Source organism: Nodosilinea sp. E11 (assembly GCF_032813545.1).
In the GTDB taxonomy this organism is placed as follows: Bacteria; Cyanobacteriota; Cyanobacteriia; order Phormidesmidales; family Phormidesmidaceae; genus Nodosilinea.
On record NZ_CP136520.1, the window covers coordinates 1,656,723 to 1,679,798 of the forward strand.

A 23,076-nucleotide genomic window follows, 5' to 3' on the forward strand; every position below is an offset into this window, starting at 1 on the left:
CTAAGGGCTCCCGTGCATACACAACTGTAGTCTCGGCTGAATTGCTCTCGCTCGATCCCCCACCCCCCCTTAAAAGGGGGGCATTAGATTCTCTTTTTCAAACGGGCGTTGCCTCGCCAGGCAGGGCCGTTTACCAACCAAAGGCCGATAGCGGCGCTAACGCTTTCACGCTTTCCCCCTCAGCCGGGGGTTCGCTCAAGCGCGACTCTGCACAAAACGACGCCGTGCTAAAGCCACCAAACCGCTTCACCACACTAGTCCGCAGCCGCAGATTGGGGTTGGCAAACCAAAACCGCTCTATCGAGCTCATGGTTTCATACTCGGTGATCAGCAACAGCCCTTCGTCGCCATCGATCTCGTAGCGGCCAATCACCGGCACAATTTCGGCGTAGCCCCGCTCACGCAGTAGCTGCCCCTGGCTGGGGTCATCGGCATCGGGCACAAGCGCAAACACGGTGCTGCCCTCGTGGTTTTGATCCTCTCTATCCCAGGCCATAGCCCCGTTCCAGGTGACGTAGGCCCCACCTACCGCCAACGCTGGATCGACATCGTGGAGCTGGCAAATTTCGACCACGCTGGGGTGCCCCATATCCAGGGCTTCTACCGAAATTGTCGAGCCGCCGAGCTCGGCTCGGCGAAAAGGCAGGTGGTGGGTGGTGCGCTGGGAGTTCCACTGACCAGCGCTCATGCGGAAAAAGTCCATTACGTCCATGGGGCAGGTTCTTATTACTTACTAGCGTTCTCAGAAATGTATCGACCCAGTACGGCGGCAAGCGATACCAAATTAGCCTTTAGCGATCATAGCGCTGTCGATGGAGTCGATCCAGCTAATCCCTCCAAATGGCGCGAGAATGGCGCGATCGCCCCCTCAGAGCCAGTCTCACACCCTAAGGCCAGCCCAAAAACGCCTCTATAAACAGTCCTAGGCAAGACTATTGGCACCTAGACCAAACTAGGGCCTATTGTTGCGAAATATTACGTTACCTGAGAGGGTCGAGGCCTCTACCCAAAACCCCTAGAGTGCCCAGGGCAGCTGAATTCTTCCACTTTGCACCTACGGCAAAGGTCGCTTTTCCTTAATAACTTGTAAAAAACAAAGACCCACCAGCGGTGTATAAACATCTTTGGAGGGTTAATGAATTAGCGAAAGCCAATTCAGACAACGGTTTCGAGAAATGTTGCGGATCCCTTACAGAAACGCCTTTTCTCTTTCTCATCGGCCTTCTTTTTCGAGCTTGTCGAGCTGAACATGTAGAAGCTTGAACAACCTTGAAGAAATGTAAACTAGATGAGAAAACAAACACCTCTGATCTTTAAGATCCTCACTATAGATTGGTTAGACAGCTCCGGCTGAACTAATGATTAACTCGGTCTTTCTTAGACCACTTCAAGCAAACTCAGCGACAAAAAATTAGGAGATTTGAGTCGATGTTTGACGCATACACCAAGGTTGTTTCTCAAGCTGATGCACGGGGAGATTTTCTGTCTACCGATCAGCTAGACGCTCTGTCTCGCGTGACTGGCGATGGCCTAAAGCGGATCGACGCTGTTAACCGCATGACCGGCAGCGCTTCTAAGATTGTGTCTGATGCTGCTCGTGCTCTGTTCGCCGAGCAACCCCAGCTCATCGCTCCTGGTGGCAATGCCTACACCAACCGCCGCATGGCTGCCTGTCTGCGCGACATGGAAATCATCCTGCGTTACGTCACCTACGCTACCTTCACCGGCGATGCTAGCGTTCTGAACGATCGCTGCCTGAATGGTCTCCGCGAAACCTACGTTGCTCTAGGCGTTCCTGGCGCTTCTGTTGCCGCTGGCGTTGAGAGAATGAAGGCTTCTGCTATCTCCATCGCTAACGATACTGCTGGTATCACCCAGGGCGACTGCAGCTCTCTCATGTCTGAGATCAGCAGCTACTTTGATCTGGCCGCAGCCGCTGTTGCCTAAGCTCAGATTAAATTGAGCCTGACTTGAATTAGATTAATTTGAATTTGATCTAGTTCAGCTATCTGTTCATTTGCTGTGGAAACAACATTAAGGAGAACATTCCAGTATGAAAACCCCTTTGACCGAAGCAGTATCAACCGCTGATTCTCAAGGCCGTTTTCTGAGCACTTCTGAGCTTCAGGTTGCCTTTGGCCGTCTGCGCCAAGCCAACTCTGGTATCGAAGCTGCTAAGGCTCTGACCAACAAAGCTGATTCTCTAGTCAGCGGCGCTGCTCAAGCGGTTTACAACAAGTTTCCCTACACCACCCAAATGCAGGGCAACAACTACGCTTCTGACGAGCGTGGTAAGAACAAGTGCTCTCGTGACATCGGCTACTACCTCCGCATGGTGACCTACTGCTGCGTTGCTGGCAGCACCGGCCCCATGGATGAGTACCTGATTGCTGGTCTCGATGAGATCAACAGCACCTTCGAACTGTCTCCCAGCTGGTACGTGGAAGCTCTGAAGTACATCAAAGCTAACCATGGTCTGTCGGGTGATGCTGCTTCTGAAGCCAACTCCTACATTGACTACGCCATCAACGCTCTAAGCTAGGTTGGCCATTTGCCCGGAGGGGCAGACAGTTGTTAGCGATTTGTTAGCGATTGTTTGTTGCTCCGGGCATTGTTGTATCTATGCTTAGCCCAGCGCGACCCAAGCGGCAGGCTAACCCTGTCTACTGAGCGGCACCATGGGGTTATCCCCAACGCCATTGCTCCACATCTTTCAATCCATGTCCGGTGCTGGCGGCCAGGTTGCGACGTTAACCCGGTGGCCAGTCCTGTTAATAACCTCGCTGGCAAAGCGCTGCCCTCGGTCTCGGCTAGGGGTGTACTGAGCTAATCCTGCCACTGCTCATACGGCTACGGGTAGAGTTGGCCTGGAGTGCTGCGCTGGTTTTTAGTCTGCTGTGTTGATTTCATGCTGAGTTAAGTCTCACTGTGTTGATAAGGAGGATAATCCTGTGCCTATTACAACAGCAGCATCCCGGTTGGGAACCGCTGCATACGATGAAACTTCGCCCGTGGAGTTGCGCGCCAATTGGACCGCCGACGATGCCGAACTAGTCATTCGGGCCGTGTACCGCCAGCTACTGGGCAACGACTACATCATGAATTCTGAGCGCCTCGTGGGTGCTGAGTCGCTGCTGAAGAATGGTTATATCAGCGTGCGCGACTTCGTGCGAGCTGTAGCCAAGTCTGAGCTGTACAAAGAAAAATTCTTCTACGGCAACTTCCAGACCCGCGTGATCGAGCTGCACACCAAGCACCTGCTAGGGCGCGCCGTCTACGACGAGTCTGAAGTGGTTGAGCACCTCGATCGCTACGAAAACGAAGGCTACGACGCCGACGTTGATTCGTTCATCGACAGCGAAGAGTACCAGGCCAACTTTGGCGACAACACGGTGCCCTACTACCGCAGCTTTGTCTATCAGGCCGGGCAGCGTTCGGTGGGCTTCACCCGCATGTTCCAAATGTATCGGGGCTATGCCACCAGCGATCGCGGTCAGGCCGGGGGCAAAAAGTCTCGCCTAGCCGGAGAACTGGGGCGCAATACCTCGTCCTCCATCGTTAGCCCCACCAGCTCCGCAGCGGGCTGGTCGTCCCAGGCGAACAAGTTGGCTACCCCCAACCTGGCCCTGGGTGGACCTACCCCCTACGGCACCAATGCCGGTCGGGTGTATCGGGTAGAGGTTATGGGGGCCAACCTGCCTCGCTACCCCAAGGTACGCCGCGTCAACACGGCCTATCTGGTGCCCTACGAGCAGCTGTCGGCCAAGCTCCAGCAGATTAGCAAGCAGGGTGGTCGGGTAACTAGCGTTACCGCCGCCAGCATGTAAGGTCGCCCCAAACCCAGTAAAGGTACCATTTCAGTGCCTTTACTGGGTTTTTGTAGAATCCTGTATAGCCGTCGCCACCAGGGTAGAACATTTTTGTAGGTAACCTATAAAGCGATGGCTTACGCCAGTTCGCTGCCCCAGTTTTTGCTACAGGTAGTAGTACTGTCCTAAGCGAACTGGCCAGCGCTATAATCACCCCCTTGAAAGGTTTAGGAGAGTTTAGTCAATGCTCGCTCAAAACGCCTTTGGCAGTCAGACCGCTTCCGGAAGTCGGGTTTTTCTTTACGAAGTAAAAGGCCTGCGCCAAAACGACGAGTCTGACCGCAACAACTATCCCATCCGCCAGAGTGGCAGCACGTTTATCAAAGTGCCCTACAGCCGCATGAACGAAGAAATGCAGCGCATTACCCGCATGGGCGGCAAAATCGTCAGCATTCAGTCACTGTCTGCCGACTAAGCCGCAGGCAGGCTTAGACACGCGGAGAACCGGCATGGGACAAAATCCACACCAGTTGGTCAACGCCGAGGGAGAATCCCTAACGGTGGATCAAGCCCTGGCCAACCTGCGCCAAACCGCTGATACAGGGTTGCGCTACTATGCCGCTTGGTGGCTAGGGCGTTTTCGCGTAGCTGAACCCGAGGCGATCGAGGCCCTGGTATCAGCGCTGGAAGACGAGAGCGATCGCGCCCCCGATGGGGGGTACCCACTGCGCCGCAATGCGGCTCGGGCACTAGGCAAACTAGGCGATCGCACCGTCGTGCCAGCGCTGATACAGTGTTTGGCCTGCGACGACTACTATGTGCGCGAGGCGGCGGCCCAGGCGCTAGAGTCCCTGGGCGATATCCAGGCGATTCCGGCCCTGCGATCGCTGCTGGCTGGGGGAGTTGCCGCTGCGGTGGCGGTACCCGGCAAGCCCCACTTGGTGCAGCCCTACAACGCCATCCTAGAAGCCCTCGGCACCCTGGGAGCCACCGATGCGGTAGACGACATCACTCCCTTTCTCACCCACGACGTCGCTCAGGTGCAAAATGCCGCCACCCGAGCGCTCTACCAGCTCACCGGGGAGGCCACCTACTGCGATCGCCTGGTGCAGCGCCTGCAAGAGCCCAACCTGCAACTGCGGCGATCGGCCATGATGGATTTGGGTGCGATCGGCTACCTGCCCGCCGCCCAGCCCATTGCCGCCACCCTGGCCGAAAACAGCCTCAAACTCATTGCCCTTCAGGGCATTCTAGAATCTCACCTGGCCCAATCTGAGTTTCCCAGCGCGGGGCTGACCGCCGAAGCCCGTCAGGTGCTGGCCTTGATGGATGGGCTGTTGTAATCATCTTCCTCCTAGGCACCCAGGTTAAGCCTCTTCACCTGGGTGCCTAGGCAATTCCCTTCAAAACTTGTGTACTGAACCAGAGAGACTCTCCCGGCGTGGGCGCGATCGTAGCAGAGCTAATTCAGGCCGTTGAAGCCGCCGATTCTAAAGGCGCAATGGTGGTGGCGGTGAGCAAACTGGCCGCTGCTCAAGATGTGGCCGCCATTCCTACCCTGATTACGGTGCTGGGCTACAACAATCCTGGTGCCGCCGTAGCTGCGGTAGATGGCTTGGCCGCCTTAGGCAGCGCCGCCGTACCCGCCCTGCTCGAACAAATCGACGGCTACAACTATGGCGCTCGGGCCTGGGCCATTCGAGCCGTCGCCCTGATTGGCGACCCTCGCGCCCTGCCCGTGCTGCTCGACACCGCCCGAGGAGACTTTGCTCTCAGTGTCCGTCGCGCCGCCGCCCGAGGGTTAGGCACCATTGACTGGTCGTTGCTGCCTGCTGAGCAGCTCGCCGCCGCCCAAGCAGAGGTGCTAGAGGTGTTGACGACAGCCACCACCGATGCAGAATGGGTAGTGCGCTACGCCGCCGTGGCGGGGCTACAAACCCTGGCCACCCATCTAGTAGAGCCTGCGACGCAACAGCCAATGATTCTAGCCGCCCTCGAACAAGCGCAGTACGACGACACCCTGGCCGTACAGGCCCGTGCCCGCCTGGCCTTAGAAGCACTAGACCAATAGAGGCAGCTGCGTTAAAGTCTTGCCGACGATGTTGAGAAATACGACACATTAATTCGATTTCGAGGTATGGTCTCTATGGTTAATGGGCAAAGGGCGTTGCCACCAGGCATCTAGCGCTCTAGCCTAGGGTCGAGGGTTGGGAGAGTAAACATGACGTTGGCAAATCGAGCAAACACCCCAGATGTATTGAAAGTCATGGGGTTACCCGTTCACTGGCGGGCCGACTATGCGGGCTGGCTGATCGATCACTATCGTCAGGGGCACGGTGCCCATGTGGTTACCCTCAACGCCGAAATGGCCATGCAGGCTGACCAAAACCCGGCCCTGCGCCAGGTCATTCTCAATGCTGAGCTAGTCATTCCTGACGGGGCTGGGGTGGTGCTGTACTTTCGCACCAAAGGGCAGCGCATTGAGCGGGCTCCGGGCATTGAGCTGGCGGCGTCAGTGCTCAAGCGCCTATCCCCCCAAGAAACAGTTTTCATGTACGGTGGCGTGCCCGGCGTGGCCGATCGCGCCGGGCTCTACTGGCAGCGGCAACTGGCTGGGTTACAGATTGCTGGCACCCAGCACGGCTACCTCGGGCCTGAAGACCAGCCCGATTTTTTGCGGCATTTGGAGCGACTCCAGCCCAGCGTTATTCTGGTCGGCATGGGCGTACCCCGCCAAGAACTGTGGATTCGTGAACATCGTCACCTCTGCCCCAACAGCGTTTGGATTGGCGTGGGCGGTAGTTTCGACATCTGGGCTGGGGTCAAATCTCGCGCCCCCGAGTGGATGTGCCGCAACCACTTGGAATGGCTCTACCGCCTCTACAAAGAGCCCTGGCGTTGGCGTCGCATGCTGGCGTTGCCCCACTTTGCCTGGCGATCGCTGACTTACTCGGCGCGCTAGCCTGCCTATTTATGCAGGGCATTGCCGTGCAATGCCCCTACCAGAAAATTCCGCCTGTCAGGGTGTCCTACCTCAATCAACGGCTGCCATTGGGGCGCGATCGCCTTCATCCTTGCAGGATCTGGTCTTAGGCTAAAACAAGCGGGGCGAGACCCAGGTAACGCAGGCCGGCGGGAGTAATGTCAAAGCGGCAGGGCAAGATCTGCACTCCCTTAGCGATCGCCTCGCGCAGCAGCAGCCCGTAAGTGGGGTCGGCCTCATCGCCGGGCGAAAACGCGGTGCAGTCGCCCCGGTTAATGAAGTACAACATCACCGCCTGGGCGGTGGGAATCAATGCCGTCAGTTCTCTGAGGTGCTTTTGGCCACGGGTTGTCACCGTATCGGGAAATAGCGCCAGGGTACCCTTGGCCCAGGTGGTGTTTTTCACCTCGATATAGGTGATCGGAGCCGCGTCTTCCCCAGCGATCACAAAATCGATTCGGCTTTTACCATCGCCGCCGTAGCGTACCTCTGGGCGAATGGTGGTGTAGTCACCCAGTTCTGGAATTTGCCGCGCCTCTAGCAGCGACTTCACCACCCGGTTGGGCAGCGCCGTGTTGACCCCGGCCCAGGTGGGCACCGTGTCGTTAACTTCCGCCAGTTCCCAGGTGTAGGCCAGCTTGCGCCTGGGGTCAGAACTCTGGGAAACCAGCACTCGCCCACCGATGTGGCACACCCCAGTCATCGGCCCCGTGTTGGGGCAGTGGGCTGTGATCACCTCCCCAGTTTCGAGTTCAATATCGGCAAAAAATCGCTTGTAGCGCTTTAGCAGAGTGCCCTCAATCAGGGGCGGCAAGGGATAGAACCAGTCGGTCATAACAAGGGCTAAGGGGGGGTAATGCTCACCCTATCAGGAATGTGACCCTACCCAAACCTGGGGTCGTGCCCTAGGGCGCTCACCGGCACCTGGGCAAAATAGCGACGGCGAAACTGCTCCTCTTGCAGGGCATCTAAAAACCGCCTGACGGCGGCTGGGTCAGGGCTTACCGAGTCAGACTCGATGGGGTCGGGAGCAGGCTGTATCGCCAGGGTTTCTAGGTCATCAACTATCTCAAAGCCCACCGCTGCCAAGGCGGCCAACCCCAACGACAGACTCGTGGGAGACAGCCGCAGCCGCTGCATTAGCTGTACCCTGGTCACCACCGTTGCCGTACGAGCGAGGTATTTGGCAATGCCCACCAGTTCTTGCCACAGATCTAGCGGCAAGCGGTCATCGACCACCAAGGAAAATGCCAGCGCCACGGGCAACCCAGCCTGGACGGCCTGGCGCTGCCAATCTTGCCAATCGCGCCACTGGGTAGGGGCTTGGTCAACGACTAGGGCCGCATCTTGGGCGGCGGGGGTGGCCTGCCGCCAGTCGAGAATAGGCAGTATCTGGTCGGATATTGCAACAGCCGTCTCGACAAGCACCGGACGCACATCCACCAGTTTGACGTGGTAGCCGTTATAGCTGTTGAAATCTAGCTCGACGACCAGGTCACAGCGACCGGGGGGCAGTTCATCGCGGTAGTGGCCCCACCACTCCCCAGGAAAGCCCGTCTGAGCGGTGTCGTCCCACAGCTCAAATTCAGTTTTGATGAACCCCACGGTTTTGTTGTGGCGATCGCGCAGTTTTCGGTGCGAGGTATTTCTAAACCACCCATTGCGAATCAGCAGCTTGGGCACTGGGTTACCCATACCGCAGGGTTCGAGCCCCTTCAGCTCGCGAAACAGCGGCTGACCCAGCTCAGCCACCGTCACGATTAAATCGATCGCCAGCGCGGGCTGAGGTGCACCGTCCCCCCCCAACTGTTCGCGCACCATGCGGTTGAGTGCCGCCGCCAGCACATCGATGTGGGCCACCGGCAGGGTAAGCCCCGCCGCCAACGGGTGACCGCCAAAGCCAGTCAGCAGCTCGGCCTGGGCCTGAAACAGCTGGTAGAGATCTAGCCCCGCTACCGATCGCGCCGACCCCCTGGCCATAGGGGGGCTGCCATCCTCCGGTGGCGGATCGAGGCGCAGCAAAATGGTGGGCCGCCCCAGGGCCTGGGTTACCTGCCCTGCCACCAGGCCCAACAGCCCTGGCTCCCACTGCTCGTCGGCCAGAACCACACAGCGAGTCGTAGACAGATCGACCTGGGCGACCCGTGCCATCACCTGGTTGTAGAGGTCGCGCTGGAGGGCTTTACGGCGGGTGTTGGCCAACTCGGCCTCATGGGCCAGGGTTTTGGTGCGAGAGCCAGCTTGACTCGTCAGCAATTCCACACAAAAACTGGCATCGCCATGGATACGGCTGACAGCATTGATCCGGGGGCCGAGACCAAAGGAAATATCGGTGGGGCGATCGCCCGTGCGCTTGCACAGCGCCAACAACTCTGCCAGCCCTGGCCGTGGGTACGGCGGATGGGGCTGAGTTTGGGTTTGTAGCCGGGTCAACCCCACCTGCGCCAGATAGCGGCAGTCGCCCCGCAGCTCTACTAGGTCGGCAATTAGGCCAATCGCCACCAGGTCTAAAACATGGTCGAGGGGCAGGGGCGGCGGCGACTCCAAGGCGGCGTAGAGGCCCTCCAGTAGCTTGTAGGCCACCGCCACCCCCGACAGCGTCGCCAGCGGATGATCGGACGACAGAGAGCGGGGGTTGATCAGGGCCACCGCGCCCAGCTCTCCCTCCGGCAGCGTGTGGTGATCGGTGACAATCACCTCCAGGCCGAGCGCCTTGGCGTAGGCAATTTCGGCCCCATTGGTGCTGCCGGTGTCGCAGGTCACCACCAGCGTGGCTCCCCACTCAGCTAGCTGGTCAAGCCCCCGCCGTGACAGCCCGTGGGACTCGCTCAGACGGTTGGGGATATAGTACGTGAGGCGATCGCCCTTGGGAATTAGCTGCCCCAGCCCATCCCACAACACAGCGGTCGAGGTCACCCCGTCGGCATCAAAGTCACCCCAGATCGCCACCTGCTCATCGGCCGCGATCGCCTGTTTAAGGCGCTCAATGGCGATCGCCATCTCTGCCCCAAAGGCGCTGGCGGGGGTAGGCCGATACACCGCCGGGTTTAACCAGCCCGGCAGCTCTTCAAGCCCGCAGAGCTGCCGCTGCCACAGCACCTGGGCCAACCAGCGCGACGGCTGAGCCCCCGGCAGAGCCTGAGTCACCGCCTCTACCCAGCGATCGGGGCAAGCCTCGATCGGGGGCAGATCCCAGCGCAGCGGTAGTGCATCCATAGCGGTCAACCTAGCGAAGTCAAGAAATGGTGAGGCGGGAGTGATGGAAGTTTGACAGACTAGGGCAGTTTAAATAAGCTTCCATAAATTACAGAAAGCCTAAAATCCTAGATCAATTTCCTACGATAGGGTGAGGAAGATCTTCAAAATCATCCGATTGGCTGAGTATATCTATAGTAATCCTCCGTCTTAGGGTAGAGCTATAGATGCCCGCCATCTCCCATCGTCCCTGATGCGGTCAGGTTGACTGTCATGGAAGCTCCGGGTTCGTGGGACCCCACCCATAGCCACCTAGATTGTTTCTGGGGTTGTGTACTCCTCACTAATTACTATGACCAAACGTAGCCACCCTGAGCTAGACGGGCAACATCCTCAAACACTGTATCGATTTGAGCTCAAACGCCCTGGCCAAGCCCTGCGAGAACGGCTAGCCTGGGGGGCCGTTGGTCTATCCCTAGGCCTGGCCCTTGCCGGCGGATATTCACTGGTGACCTCTCAGCCGCGAGCCTGGTCATGGCCGCCCAATCGCGCTGCTGCCGCCGCCGTAGACAACCCCTTCTACCAGGGCAGCGAGCGGGCCATGTCAGCCGCCGAGCTCACCCAAACCGCCGAATTTAGCGAAGAGTGGGCCGAAGTAGCCATGCTGTGGGAGCAGGCCATTGGCTTTATGCAGTTGGTGCCTCAGGCCAGTGGCCAGGGCAGTCTGGCCCAAGAAAAAATTGCCGAGTACGGGCGCAATTTGCAATATGCCCAGAGTAACGTCACCAGCCGCCCCAGCAGCACTCCAACCGCCAAAACCTACTGGACCCTGGGTTCTGATCTAGACCTAGTCTTAGCGATTCAGGGCACTCCCTCCCAAACCACCCAGTTTCCCAACACCTGCCAGCAAACCCTGCGCTACGGCAACAGCACCATTGAGCTCAACAACGGCTACGTCAAGCAGTACAACAACGCCGATGGCACCCTCAAGGTGCTGGGCGAAGGGTCTATGATACTCTCGGCTCAAGCCGCCCAAGACACTTGGACGCTAGGATCGAGCGAAGCCCAGGTCATGCAATTGCAGGGCACCCCCACCCGCCAAGAGCAGTACACCTCGAACCGCTATACCACCCTGTATTTTGACAAAAGCTCAGTGCTCTTTGAAAATGGCCAGGTGATTGGATATTTTAACGCTGACGACAATCTCAAGGTATCGCTAGACCTGCCTGCTCTGCTGGAGGGGCAGTCCGACGCCCAAACGTGGTCGCTGGGCTCAAGCCGCACTGACGTGCTGCGTGCCGAAGGCCAAACCCCAGTGGCCATTAGCCGCAATGACAACAGCTGTGAAGAAATCTTTCATTTCACCGAGGGAGAAGTTACCTTTCGCCAGGGGATAGCCACGGGCTATCGCAACCATAACCAAGCCCTGAAGGTGCGATAATGCGATAAACAGTCATCTCGCTAAAGGCGACTTACATTGAGTCTACATTTAGCGATCGGCTTTACAAGACAGTTCAGGGCAACGGCGCTAATCTAGAACGAGGTTCCTGCACAAGGCCCTTGGGCGGTGGCTGAGATCTGGTTCATCGTTTTGGTCTAATGCCCGTATGCTTAAACCAACCCTGCCGTCTGTCCTGCCGCTGCACTGTGGATGATGCTTCTGCTGCCATTGACCTGGTGATCGTTGACGACGATGCCGAGACTTCGCGCCTGCTCAACCGACTTTTGAGTCAGCAGGGGTACTGCATTCAGACGGCTGAAAGTGGTCAGCAGGCCCTTGATTTAGTGGCCAAGCGCCAGCCCGGCCTCGTGATGCTCGACATTCTGCTGCCCGATATGGACGGCTATACTCTCTGCAGACAGCTCAAAAATGACCCCCTCACCACCGAGATTCCGGTAATTGTGCTGAGTTCTCTAGTCGACCCTTTAGATAAGGTCAAAGCCTTTCAGGCCGGGGCTACCGACTACATTACTAAGCCCTTTGCGGTACAGGAGGTATTGGTACGGGTGCAAAATCAGCTGCATCTGGCCCGCCAGCGACAGCAGCTCAGCCGGCAGAATGCTCTGCTCACGCAAGAGCTGCAAGAGCGTACCCAGATGGAGCAAACGCTGGTTGCAGCCGAAACCAGCTATCAAAGCATTTTTGAAAATGCGACGGTGGGCATCTTTAAAGTCTCATCGACGGGCCGACTTCTCAGCGTCAACCCATCCATGGCCAGACTGTACGGCTATGAGTCGCCGGAGGAAATGGTCAGCACCATAGAAGACATCGGCCGACAGATATACCACCAGCCCAAACGCCGCGACGAACTCGTGGTGTATCTCAACCGCTTTGACAAAATCACCGACGCCGAGTCAGAGGTGTTTCGTAAAGACGGCGATACCTTCTGGGTGAGCGAAGACATTTGGAAAGTGTGGGATAAAAACGGCACCTTTCTACACTACGAAGGCATTGTCCACGACATCAGCGAACGCCGCAAAATGGAAACCGAGCTGCGCCAGCAGCGCCAGCAGGCCGATCGCTTACTGATCAATATTTTGCCCTACCGCATTGCCCAGCGCCTTAAGGGGGGAGCCCGCACCATCGCCGAAAGCCTCGACCAGGTCAGCGTGCTGTTTGCCGATCTAGTTGACTTTACGGCGGCTTCCAGCCAGATGACACCGCGCGACTTAGTCAAAATACTCAACGAAATCTTTTCGATGTTTGATCAGCTGGCAGAGTTTCATCATCTGGAAAAAATTAAGACCATTGGCGATGCCTACATGGTGGCGGGGGGCCTGCCTACCCCTAACGATGACCATGCCGAGGCGATCGCCCAGTTTGCCCTCGACATCTGCGATGCCATCAAGCAATTTCCACGCCCCGATGGTCAGACTTTTCAAATTCGGGTGGGTATCAATACTGGCCCGGTGGTCGCCGGGGTGATTGGGCGGCGCAAGTTTGCCTACGACCTCTGGGGCGACACCGTCAACATTGCCAGCCGCATGGAAGCGACCGGTGAAGCCCAACGCATTCAGGTCACTCCCAATCTCTACGAAAAGCTCAAGGACAAATATCAGTTTGAGTCACGCGGCTATGTGGCCGTCAAAGGTCGGGGTCAGATGGTGACCTACTGGCTAGTGGGGCGGCTATAGCCCCTAAAGGTTTGAATTGATCTACAGCCTGGTAAGAGTCGGGTAGGTAGTTACTGGCATGGCGGCACTTCGGCAAGCAACAATTTTAGTTGTAGACAGCGCACCCCACTTCACCCATGGGTTGACCCAGACCTTGACCCAGGTGGGCTACCAGGTGCAGGTTCAGATTGAGACCGACTTGTTACCCTTGCTAAGCGCCCCGCTTGCCAAGCTGCCTAACTTAATTATTTTGCCGGTGGCGGGGGCAGATAGTGAGGGCTACAGGCTATGTCGCCAGCTTAAATCTGCCCCGGCAACGGCCGCAATTCCCGTTATTTTAGCGGGGGAGTTTGCCGATGCCGATAGCCGGTTGGCAGTGTTTGCAGCGGGCGGGGCTGACTATATTGAGCTGCCAGGGGTGGCGGCGGACATAGTCAGCCGGGTGCATCACCACATTGAGATAAGCGCGCTTGCACCAACAGCTAACCTTTCGCCCTCCCGCCCCTCGCTATTGCAAGCCAGCCTCCAAAGGCTGCATAATTCGCTCGATTTAGACACGATTCTCAGCACTGCCGTTCATGATGTACAGCAGCAAACCCAGGCCGACCGAGTGGTAATCTACCAATTTCAGAGTAATGGTCGGGGGGTGGTAACCCATGAAGCCATTGCCGATGCAGAGCTGTCTATTTTGCATCGTCAGATCGAAGACCACTGCTTTGATCAAGAGCATGCAATTCAGTACTGGTCGGGTCGGGTCGGGCAAATCAACGATGTCGCCAACTTAGGTGATGTGAGCAGGTGCTACCGCGATATGCTGCTCAGCTTTGCCATTCGGGCCAACTTGGTAGTGCCAATTATCCACAATTTGATCGGGGAAACCCGCTACCTGTGGGGGCTAGTGATTTTGCACCAGTGTCATCAGCCGCGGCAGTGGCAGCAAGATGAAATCGATCTGCTACAGGAGCTATCGGCCCACCTGGCGATCGCCATTCAGCAGAGCCGCCTCTTTGAACAGGTGCGCCGCCAGATCCGACAAGAGCAGCTGCTCAACCACATTCTCGACGACATGCGCGCCAGTTTGGAGGTGCAGGCTATTCTCACCGGCACTGTAGAGCGCCTGTGCTCAGCGCTCAATCTCAGCCAGTGCGGCATTACCCTGCTAGATCACACGCTAGCCAATCTACCGTCCCCCTTCGTCGTCAGCGCCCAAGCGCCCAACTTAGTCACGCCAGCATTACCCCTAAAAATCACGGAAACGCTACGGCAGCAGTTGCGGGAAGCTAGCAACGCCACAGTGGCTGCCCCGGCAGCGGCGACTCCGTTTTGGCTGCACCAGGCGCAACTGATTAGTCAGGGCCAAACTACCTATGTGGCTACGATCATTCGCACCGAGGGTCAGGTGCAAGGCTTGTTGTGGCTCTGCCCTAGCCCCGCTCAGCTCGTTTCTAGTTTAGATACCCTCAGCCCGCCAGAATTTAGCGATCTGCACCTGGTCGAAGAAGTGGCGATACAGCTCAGCCAGGTTCTCCAGCAGGCGGCCCTATATCAGCGGTTGCAAACCGCTAACGACGAGCTCCAGCGCTTAGCTCACCTAGATGGGCTGACCCAAATTGCCAACCGCCGTGAGTTTGACCGCTACTTGTTTCAGGAGTGGCAGCGGTTGCAGCGAGAGCAGGGCAGTCTAGCTTTGGTGCTAGCCGATGTCGACTATTTCAAGGGTTATAACGATACCTACGGCCACCTGGCCGGAGATGACTGCCTGCGATCGCTCGGTCAGCTTTTCACCCAGGTGACGAAGCGCCCCGCCGATCTAGCCGTCCGCTACGGCGGCGAAGAATTTGCCCTGATTTTGCCAAACACTACTACCGCTGGCGCGATCGCCCTAATTGCAGAAGTCCGAGCCCATCTGGCGCGGCTGGCCCTACCCAACCGCGCTTCCCCCCTCTACGGCCAGCTCACCCTCAGCTTTGGCATTACCGCCATCGTTCCCACACCGAGATTATCCCTAGAGCAGTTGATCAAGCGGGCCGACCAAGCCCTCTACGCCGCTAAACAGAATGGCCGCAACCGCTACTGTCTATGGTCCAAAGCGATAGAATCTGAAGCAACAGAATCAGCCCAGGAAAGCTTGAGAGAAGCCTAGCTAGGCAGTTGCGGACAAAGGAAGAAGGGGTCCTTGGAGCGGCCGACGGGGTTGTCTTCAACCCTGCTGGAGGCTGCGGGAGCCTTTCCCCGATGATATTGCCCCAGAATATCGCTCCTAGATTTGTAGATGTTTTAGGTCGCTATGGTTAGTTTGTCTTCTGCCCTTCAGCAGCACCTGAGTCAGCCGCTGATCATCGGCTCGGTCACGCTCCACAGTCGCGTGCTGCAGTCGCCCCTTTCCGGGGTGACCGATCGCGCCTTTCGGCAACTGGTCCGCCGCTACGCCCCTACTTCCATGCTCTACACCGAGATGGTGCAGGCCACGGGCGTCTGTCATGCCCAGCAGCTCGAAAAAATTATGGACATCGACGCCGCTGAGCAGCCGATCAGCATTCAGTTGTTTGACTGTCGGCCCGACTTTATGGCCGCCGCCGCCCGCAAGGCCGTCGCCGCCGGGGCCAAAACCATCGACATCAATATGGGCTGCCCGGTGAATAAAATTACGAAGAAAGGCGGCGGCTCTTCGCTGCTGCGTGAGCCGGAGGTGGCCGAGGCGATCGTGCGCACTGTGGCAGAGGCGGTACCCGTACCCGTCACCGTCAAAACCCGCATCGGCTGGGATGATCAGCAGATCAACGCCGTCGAGTTTGCCCGCCGTATGGAAGCCGCTGGCGCTCAAATGCTCACCCTCCACGGGCGCACCCGCAGCCAGGGCTACCACGGCCCCGCCCGCTGGGAGTGGATCGCGAAAGTGAAGGCAGCGCTGGATATTCCGGTGATTGCCAATGGCGATATTGACTCAGTGGCGGCAGCGGTGCGCTGTCTAGAGCAAACCGGAGCCGATGGGGTGATGTGTTCGCGGGGCACCCTGGGCTACCCCTTTTTGGTGGGCGAAATTGACCAGTTTCTCAAGACAGGAATCATGCCCATTGCGCCCACCCCCGTAGATCTGCTGCGCTGTGCCCGCGAGCATCTGGGGCTACTGTGGCGCTACAAAGGCCAAAAGGGCATTCACCAGGCGCGCAAGCATATGGCTTGGTATATCAAAGGCTTTGAAGGGGCGGCCCCGCTGCGTCAAAAACTGTGCCAGATCACGACCGTAGACGAAGGGTACGATCTATTGGATGGGGCTGTGCTGACCGTAAAGCTCCAATATCGGCCTTTTTGCCCAACTTAGCTCTCTTGGTAGACGAAATCTTGGCCGCTAGCCGCTATGCTTGCGATCGCTAACGGTTGTAGGCCGCCCTGCCAAGAAGTGGATAACCGCCCCTTGACTAATGGGGTTTAAGGTAGGATCTATTAGTAAATCTAATTTGCAGTTTTCACCCCCCGTAATCTCCATGACCTCGTACGCCACCGCCACCGCCCGCGCTGATATGGGTGAGCTTCGCCGTCTGAGAAGCCTGCTGCCTCCCGAGCTTCAGAGCTGGGTGACGGTGGAATCAGCCATTGATGTCACGCCACCCCTGATTACCTGTGAAGAACTGGGCAAAGATCAGGTCGAAGTTCAAATTGACCTGATTAAGTGGGAGCAGCTGGCTCTAGACCAGCGCAATTTGCTGTTCTGGCATGAGGTGGGTCGCATTCAAAACGACACCATTCCCCGAGACGGTTGGGAAATGGCCGCTCTAGCCATTGGTCTGGGGGGTGCCGTGGGTGAACTGTGGGTACAGGACGGGCTCTTGCTGACGCTGGCCCTGGGGCTATGCGGTTTTTCGAGCTGGCGGCTCTACAAGCGCAACAACAACCAAAAAACCCTGCAAGAGAGCATCAGCGCCGACGAACGGGCGATCGCCATTGCCACCCGCTTTGGTTACACCCTGCCCAACGCCTACAAGAGCCTGGGCAGCGCTCTCAAAACCCTGATCGAGCAAACCCCCAAGAAACGCCAGCGCGATCGCTATATCAAGCGTCTAGAAGCCCTCAAAAAGAGCGCCGCCAAGGCCAAAGAAAGTGCTCGGGCCGAGCGCGGCGACATGCGATCGGCCTATTGAGTTTCTAGGTAGGGGCATTGCAGTGCAATACTCCTACCAAAGTATTCTGCCTGTCATGAGGGTTTAACTACATCAACTGCTGCAATATTGTCTCTACCGCCGCCGGAGATACCTCCGGCGGCAAAGTTTGGTTTGCGCCAATTACCTCAAAACCTGGCCCTTGAGCACCCTGCCCTTGGGGAACTACCCCCGTCAGCCCCGCTGCCGCTAGCTGAGGCCCGAGGGCGGCATTGCCCTGGGGCAGCACCAGCACGGGCTTTGGTCCCTGTCGATACACTGCTAGCCGCTGGACGGTTAGCTCAAACGAGCCTGGTTCAAAGGACGGGTTGAGATCGCCGTCGTACTCAAACTTGCTCAGCATCAGCTGCATTGAGTACACCTGGGCCGGATTTAGCGCACTGGCCTCGGGCACCGTGCGGGCGCGGCGGGTCGCCACCGGATCGAGAAACGGTGTGCGCACCGTAATGGGCCGATCTGAATCAGTATCAAAGGAATAGCAGTAGGCCAGGCTGTCCCAGTCGGGGTTGTCGCGCAAAATCCATTTGTAGCGCTGACCATCGCCCTGGGCGTAGAGCACTGTGCCCTGCCACTGGCTGAGGTTCAGCGGCGGCTCCAGGTTGCGCGTTCGAATGGAGGCAAAGCCACCGCTATTGGCCGTAGACACCTGCCCTACAAACCGCAACCCGTTTTGCCACTGCACCTGGCTAGCGCTCACCCCACCCATGACCCCGTCATCGAGACTGCCCCACAGGGCGGCGATCGCCGGGTCGAGCGCCTGAAAATCGAACAGAGTGGCTTCTTGGTAGCTGGCTACATGCCCCAGGTGCTCAAGTCGAGATGCCCAGGTTGCGTCGCTAGGGCCCAGCCCAACCACTAGGGGCAGATTGACCAGAGGTTGGTCAGGCTGGGAGCTCCAGCCTGGAGGCGTCAGGCTATAGCCCAGGGGAGCTAGCGCCTGGCCCAGGGCGTCTGCCCCATCGTGGCCCGCGCCCCATAGCCCCACCGATCGCGCGGGCGCTAGGTGAGTCGTGTCTACGGCTGTTGTCATGGGAGTAGTACCTGTTGTGTTGGTCAGGCCGGGCAAACTGCGTAGACCTCTACTCAACGGGCCAGCCACCTCAAAATGAATCAGCGTTTGAAGCAGTCGTAGAGGATTCCAGACCATAGTACAAAATCGCCCATCAGGTTAGAACAGAGCCGTCATTCCCGCTCAGAGCCTGCCCCATGCCTTCGCGGGAGCAGGAATCGCTGCCAGCAAAACATCCCCATGATCATGATATCGGCTATGGCTATAGTACTGGCCAGCGGACAACCTATGTTGGCGTCAGTGCTGGGCCATGGCCCAGCGGCCCAATGGGATTTGGATGGGGAATCACTCCTCGATCGCCAGGGAAACGCGGTTGCCGCCCACAGAACGCATTTCACCTAAAAACTGCATGACCTGCTCGTAGGGCAGATCTTGGCTAGGCAAGACAAAGACAATGTTTTCAGGGTTGCGGCTGAGGTAGTCGGCCATTTGGCCCTTGAGGGCATCGACTTCGACCGGCTGGCCGTTAAGCTGCACCAGGTTTTCGCCGACCAGCTCCACGATGAAGGGATCGGAGGGCAGCGGTGACGGGGCATTGTCTGGCTGATCGGCTGGCAGCTGAACGTCGATCAGTTTTTCGCTGCCCAGGCTCATGGTGATCATGACGAAAAAGGCCAAGATGCCCATCATCACGTTGAGCATGGGGATGAGATCGACCTGGGGCAGCTTAGAAGACTGTTTTTGGCTAAAGCGCATCGTTCTACCTACACCCGCTCAATGGGCGTCGCATTGGGAATCAGCGTGCCCCGATGGCCCGGATCGTTTGCGGTCATGGGTTCGTACCAGTATTGGCGGTAGACCAGCTCTAGCTCGTTACCCGCGTCTGAAAAGTAGTCGATCTGCTGAGCCTGAAGGCTGACCATCACCCGAAATACCAGCAGCGCCAGAATCGCGACGACCATGCCCGCTGCCGTGGTAATCAGGGCTTCGCCAATCCCCGCTGCCGCTGCGCTGGCCTGCTCGCCCGTGCCACCGCCGCCAATGTTGAGGTTGCCAAAGGTTGCGATCAGACCGGTCACGGTGCCCAGCAGGCCCAGCAGGGGGGCAACGGCCACAATGGTTTCTAACATTTTGTCGCCCCGGCGCATTTTGACAAACTCGCGATCGCCAGCGGTTTCCATTGCCAGGCGAAAGGTGTCGGGGGAGGGCTGCTTGAGCCGCAGGGGGGCCAGCAAAAACCGACCGATGGGCAGATCTTGGGACTGGGCCGCGATCGCCGCCGCCTGGCTCAGGTCACGGCGAGAGGCATCGAGCACCTCGTTGACCACCTGGTCTTCTCGGCGCAGCAGGTTGGTCCAAAATAGCGCCCGCTCTAGGGCCGTGGCAATGGTCAGCACCGAGCAGCCCAAAATGGGCACCATGACCGGCCCACCCTTCGCTAAAAAATCGAGAACAGTTGTCATAGCCCCGGAGTTAGTTGGTTTTGCTAGCTGTACGTTTCAGAGTTTTCTATGTCACCGCATATCGCCCTCACCGACTATCGCCTGATCAGGTTGGTTGGCCCAGCCCAGGGGGGCCGGTCTAGCAACCGTCTGGGGCAGAGGTGAGCGGCAACACTGCTACCAGGATAAGCCTAGCGAAACGGACTAGCCCACAGATTAAAGCTCAGCCGTTTAGTCGTTAAGAACCGGTTAACGCATCTAGGCGGCGGAAAGAGCGTACCCCTAATCGCTATCGCCCGGAATGTAGGGGCGGTTGATCACTCGTCCGGTCGGCCCGGTGGTGGTGGTAGTTTTGACCCCAGGGTTCGCCGCTGGGGCGATGGTCTGGCTGGTCTGGTTGGTCTGGCTTGAGGTAGACGAGAGAGCCGTGGGCTGAGGTGCTAAGGCGGCCCCTGCCGCCGCCACCGCCGCAGGCTGAATCTCTTGCCAGGTTAGATTGCCATCGGCGGCAATGGTGACCAGCACGGCCTCAATCGGGTCGGCCTCGGTGCTAAGGCCGCCGACAATTTGACACTGAAAGCGATCGCCGGGCAGATTGACCCGGTAGGTAGCGGTGCCGCAATCGATCAGCGGGCGTTGACCGTAGACCTCAGACAACCCCTGCTGAATCGTGTCTTCGACCTTAGGCAGGTTGAGCAGCACTTTAGAGTTGGGTACATCCCAGGTAACCGTGCCCTGGTCATCTTGCTGGGTCACGTTAATGGTGAAGGTGCCGCCGGAGCTGAGTTCGCCGACGCAGCGAAAGTAGGCCCCCGCCTGACGGCTGACATCGCTAGGGCAGCGCACCGCGCTCAGCGATAGCCGCCGCCCCTGGCGCTCGATGTCGGCCTGAATGGTGGCTTCTACCTCAGCGGTAGGCAACCGATTGCTACAGGCGGAGAGGCCCAGGGCCGCTAGCCCCAGCGCCCCCAGCAGAACCTGCCGCTGAGCCAGGTGAGTGTTAAACGTCATGGTTTGCCAATCCATCGAATCCAGAAATCCTTCGGGTGAGTCAGCGGTGGGCTAGGGTGAATACCCCGATTGTGGCAGCAATGCCCCCCTAATGCATGCTGTCCCCAATACCTAAACCACTCAAGCAGGGCGCGATCGTTGCCAGCCTGGTCCCACTCTCTACCATAATGGAGGTGGCTTAACACTCGTTCACAAACATCTTTCACCATGGCAAAAGATCTCCAGCAATTTTTGACCCTTCTAGAGCAACGGGGGCAGCTGCGCCGGATTACGGCCCCCGTCAGCGCTGAGCTGGAGATTGCTGAGATTGCCAACCGGCTGCTGCTCGGCGGCGGCCCGGCCCTGTTGTTTGAGAATGTGCAGGGGGCCACGATGCCTCTGGCGATCAACGTGCTGGGCACCGTGGAGCGGGTGTGCTGGGCCATGGGCATGGAGCACCCCGCCGAACTTGAAACCCTGGGCGAGAAGCTGGCGCTGCTCTACCAACCCCGGCCCCCCAAGCAGTTTAGCCAGGCGATTGATTTGGGCAAGGCGCTGTTTGATGTAGTCAAGGCCAAGCCCATGCGTGATCTGCTGCCCCCCTGCCAGCAGGTGGTGCTGAAGGATGATGCGGTCGATCTCAACCAGATTCCGCTGCTGCGGGTTTACCCCGGCGATGCCGATAAGGTGATTACCCTGGGGCTGATGATTACCAAAGACCCTGAGACCGGGATTCCTAACGTGGGGGTGTACCGGCTACAGCTGCAATCGAAGAATACGGCGACGGTGCAGTGGCTGTCGGTGCGGGGCTGTAGCCGCCACCTGCGCAAGGCGGCGGAGATGGGCAAAAAGCTGGAGGTGGCGATCGCGATCGGCGTACACCCGCTGGTGATTTTGGCCGCTGCCACGCCGCTGCCCATTGACCTGTCGGAGTGGCTGTTTGCGGGCCTCTATGCCGGTAAAGGGTTGAACCTGGCCAAGTGCAAAACCGTTGACCTAGAGGTGCCCGCCGAATCTGAAATTGTGCTGGAAGGCACCATTACCCCTGGCGAAACCGCTGTCGATGGGCCGGCGGGCGATCACATTGGCTACTACGGTGGCGTGAATGAGGCTGCACCGCTGCTGCGGTTCCACTGCCTGACCCACCGCAAAAACCCGATCTATATGACTACCTTTAGCGGTCGCCCGCCGAAGGAAGACGCGATGATGGCGATCGCCCTCAACCGCATTTACAACCCGATTCTGCGCCAGCAGGTGCCCGAGATTCAAGATTTCTTTTTGCCGATGGAAGGGCTGAGCTACAAAGCGGCGGTGCTGTCGATTGAGAAGTCGTACCCTGGACAGGCAAAGCGGGCAGCGCTGGCGTTTTGGTCGGCGCTGCCGCAGTTTAGCTATACAAAGTTTGTGATTGTGGTCGATAAGGCGATCAATATTCGCGACCCGCGTCAGGTGATGTGGGCGGTGACCTCGAAGGTGGACCCGGTGCGGGATGTGTTTATTTTGCCCGACAACCCTTTTGACAAGCTCGACTTTGCCACGGAGAGACCGGGGCTGGGCAGCCGCATGGGGATTGATGCGACGACAAAGGTTTACCCAGAGACTGATCGGCCCTGGAGTGAGGAGCTAACCCCCGACCCGGCGACGGCGACGCTGGTGGATGGGCGCTGGGCAGAGTATGGGTTAGATGATTTGAACCTGGGCGATGTGGACCCCAATTTGTTTGGCTATGACTTGAGGTGAGGGAGTGTAATATTTAGCTTTTAAGTCTGATTGCTTATGCATGGGCCGTTGGGTTCCTCAGATGCAGAAATGTTCAGTAGCCAACAATCTATGCCACGGTATCCAAGAGCAACAGGTGTGCATTGAGTCTATTGCGTGCAGCACTAAGCTCCTGGGGAGCGGGGCAGAAACCTTAGCCATAGACAATAGTCATTACTGATCACTGTTGGAAGGTCGTCGGGTGGAATGTTTGCGGACGAACATATCTAGTGGTAGCGATTAGCTCAACTACTAAAGCTCACATCAATCACAATATAAGCATCAGACTTCCAAACGGGCGGTACACAACGCGGCCCTCGTTCGACACATAGTGCTTATCGCAGATACACAATCTTTATGCCAAAACGAAGATTGCCAAGCAGCAAAGCTTAAAGGTTTAGAGTATCACTCGTAATGAACAATTAAGTTTATTTGTACTAAAAATTGAGACAAAAGACAAAGCGACAATGACGATAAGTTCGTAAAGTCGCCCAATTTCAATACGCAAATTGCTTATTTAAAGGACTTGAAGCCAACATTCCGCAGGTTAGAAAATAATTTTCGATGTGTATGTTTTTTGCGCTGCTCGCAAGCCCTGGGATATGCCGTTCGCAGTTTT

Annotated in this window: 19 protein-coding genes and 1 pseudogene; 13 read left to right on the forward strand and 7 right to left on the reverse strand. The window is 57.7% G+C overall.

The genetic code is table 11. The annotated features are described in order from the left end of the window. Positions 1–130 precede the first annotated feature (130 nt). Complete coding sequence (locus RRF56_RS09720; RefSeq protein ID WP_317037443.1) at positions 131–712, reverse strand: phycobiliprotein lyase; 582 nt, start codon at positions 710–712, stop codon at positions 131–133. A 716-nt stretch (positions 713–1,428) separates the two neighbouring features. Here RRF56_RS09720 and RRF56_RS09725 point away from each other — a divergent pair. The 7 genes and pseudogenes from RRF56_RS09725 (at position 1,429) to RRF56_RS09755 (ending at position 6,771) form a co-directional block, all read left to right on the forward strand. After that, entirely contained in the window at positions 1,429–1,947 is a 519-nt protein-coding gene (locus RRF56_RS09725) for a phycocyanin subunit beta (protein WP_317037444.1), read from the forward strand. Between the two features lie 106 nt (positions 1,948–2,053). Beyond that, positions 2,054–2,542 carry a phycocyanin subunit alpha gene (cpcA, locus tag RRF56_RS09730; RefSeq protein ID WP_317037445.1) on the forward strand — a complete coding sequence of 163 codons (489 nt, stop codon included), beginning with the start codon at positions 2,054–2,056 and terminating at the stop codon, positions 2,540–2,542. 409 nt (positions 2,543–2,951) lie between these two features. Next, on the forward strand, positions 2,952–3,827 hold the full coding sequence (locus RRF56_RS09735) for a phycobilisome linker polypeptide (RefSeq protein ID WP_317037446.1): 876 nt from the start codon (positions 2,952–2,954) through the stop codon (positions 3,825–3,827). Positions 3,828–4,053: 226 nt separating this feature from the next. Next, positions 4,054–4,278: pseudogene (locus tag RRF56_RS09740) on the forward strand (phycobilisome linker polypeptide); the annotation flags it as partial. A 40-nt stretch (positions 4,279–4,318) separates the two neighbouring features. Then, entirely contained in the window at positions 4,319–5,152 is an 834-nt protein-coding gene (locus tag RRF56_RS09745) for a HEAT repeat domain-containing protein (RefSeq protein WP_317037448.1), read from the forward strand. Between the two features lie 107 nt (positions 5,153–5,259). Next, a complete protein-coding gene (locus RRF56_RS09750; protein ID WP_410510587.1) occupies positions 5,260–5,880 on the forward strand; it encodes a HEAT repeat domain-containing protein in 621 nt (206 codons plus the stop codon). Between the two features lie 150 nt (positions 5,881–6,030). Beyond that, complete coding sequence (locus tag RRF56_RS09755) at positions 6,031–6,771, forward strand: WecB/TagA/CpsF family glycosyltransferase (protein WP_317037450.1); 741 nt, start codon at positions 6,031–6,033, stop codon at positions 6,769–6,771. Between the two features lie 127 nt (positions 6,772–6,898). Here the strand turns inward: RRF56_RS09755 and sfsA are convergent, their stop codons facing one another. Then, positions 6,899–7,627, reverse strand: coding sequence for a DNA/RNA nuclease SfsA (gene sfsA, locus RRF56_RS09760; RefSeq protein ID WP_317037451.1), 729 nt, complete (start codon positions 7,625–7,627; stop codon positions 6,899–6,901). A 47-nt stretch (positions 7,628–7,674) separates the two neighbouring features. Further along, positions 7,675–10,008, reverse strand: a complete 2,334-nt coding sequence (gene recJ, locus RRF56_RS09765) for a single-stranded-DNA-specific exonuclease RecJ (RefSeq protein WP_317037452.1) — start codon at positions 10,006–10,008, stop codon at positions 7,675–7,677. Between the two features lie 331 nt (positions 10,009–10,339). Here recJ and RRF56_RS09770 point away from each other — a divergent pair, with 331 nt between their 5' ends. The 5 genes from RRF56_RS09770 to RRF56_RS09790 all read left to right on the forward strand — a co-directional run bounded on the left by RRF56_RS09770 (position 10,340) and on the right by RRF56_RS09790 (position 17,240). Beyond that, on the forward strand, positions 10,340–11,428 hold the full coding sequence (locus RRF56_RS09770) for a hypothetical protein (protein ID WP_317037453.1): 1,089 nt from the start codon (positions 10,340–10,342) through the stop codon (positions 11,426–11,428). A 206-nt stretch (positions 11,429–11,634) separates the two neighbouring features. Continuing rightward, the gene (locus RRF56_RS09775) at positions 11,635–13,122 is read left to right on the forward strand and encodes an adenylate/guanylate cyclase domain-containing protein (RefSeq protein WP_317037454.1); all 1,488 of its coding nucleotides are present in this window, start codon (positions 11,635–11,637) and stop codon (positions 13,120–13,122) included. Between the two features lie 58 nt (positions 13,123–13,180). Then, the gene (locus RRF56_RS09780) at positions 13,181–15,244 is read left to right on the forward strand and encodes a diguanylate cyclase domain-containing protein (RefSeq protein WP_317037455.1); all 2,064 of its coding nucleotides are present in this window, start codon (positions 13,181–13,183) and stop codon (positions 15,242–15,244) included. A gap of 144 nt (positions 15,245–15,388) precedes the next feature. Next, a complete protein-coding gene (gene dusB / locus RRF56_RS09785; protein WP_317037456.1) occupies positions 15,389–16,423 on the forward strand; it encodes a tRNA dihydrouridine synthase DusB in 1,035 nt (344 codons plus the stop codon). A gap of 163 nt (positions 16,424–16,586) precedes the next feature. Beyond that, positions 16,587–17,240 (forward strand): DUF3318 domain-containing protein, encoded by a 654-nt coding sequence (locus tag RRF56_RS09790; RefSeq protein WP_410510556.1) that lies wholly within the window; start codon positions 16,587–16,589, stop codon positions 17,238–17,240. 67 nt (positions 17,241–17,307) lie between these two features. Here the strand turns inward: RRF56_RS09790 and RRF56_RS09795 are convergent, their stop codons facing one another. The 4 genes from RRF56_RS09795 to RRF56_RS09810 form a co-directional block, all read right to left on the reverse strand. Beyond that, positions 17,308–18,288 carry a CIA30 family protein gene (locus RRF56_RS09795; RefSeq protein WP_317037457.1) on the reverse strand — a complete coding sequence of 327 codons (981 nt, stop codon included), beginning with the start codon at positions 18,286–18,288 and terminating at the stop codon, positions 17,308–17,310. 324 nt (positions 18,289–18,612) lie between these two features. Beyond that, on the reverse strand, positions 18,613–19,023 hold the full coding sequence (locus tag RRF56_RS09800; RefSeq protein WP_317037458.1) for a biopolymer transporter ExbD: 411 nt from the start codon (positions 19,021–19,023) through the stop codon (positions 18,613–18,615). Between the two features lie 8 nt (positions 19,024–19,031). Continuing rightward, positions 19,032–19,730: a MotA/TolQ/ExbB proton channel family protein gene (locus tag RRF56_RS09805; protein WP_317037459.1), complete on the reverse strand. Its 699-nt coding sequence runs from the start codon at positions 19,728–19,730 to the stop codon at positions 19,032–19,034. 261 nt (positions 19,731–19,991) lie between these two features. Beyond that, positions 19,992–20,720, reverse strand: a complete 729-nt coding sequence (locus tag RRF56_RS09810) for a DUF4333 domain-containing protein (RefSeq protein WP_317037460.1) — start codon at positions 20,718–20,720, stop codon at positions 19,992–19,994. Positions 20,721–20,927: 207 nt separating this feature from the next. Between RRF56_RS09810 and RRF56_RS09815 the strand changes: the two genes are divergently transcribed. Continuing rightward, entirely contained in the window at positions 20,928–22,439 is a 1,512-nt protein-coding gene (locus tag RRF56_RS09815; RefSeq protein WP_317037461.1) for a UbiD family decarboxylase, read from the forward strand. The last annotated feature ends 637 nt before the right edge of the window (positions 22,440–23,076 follow it).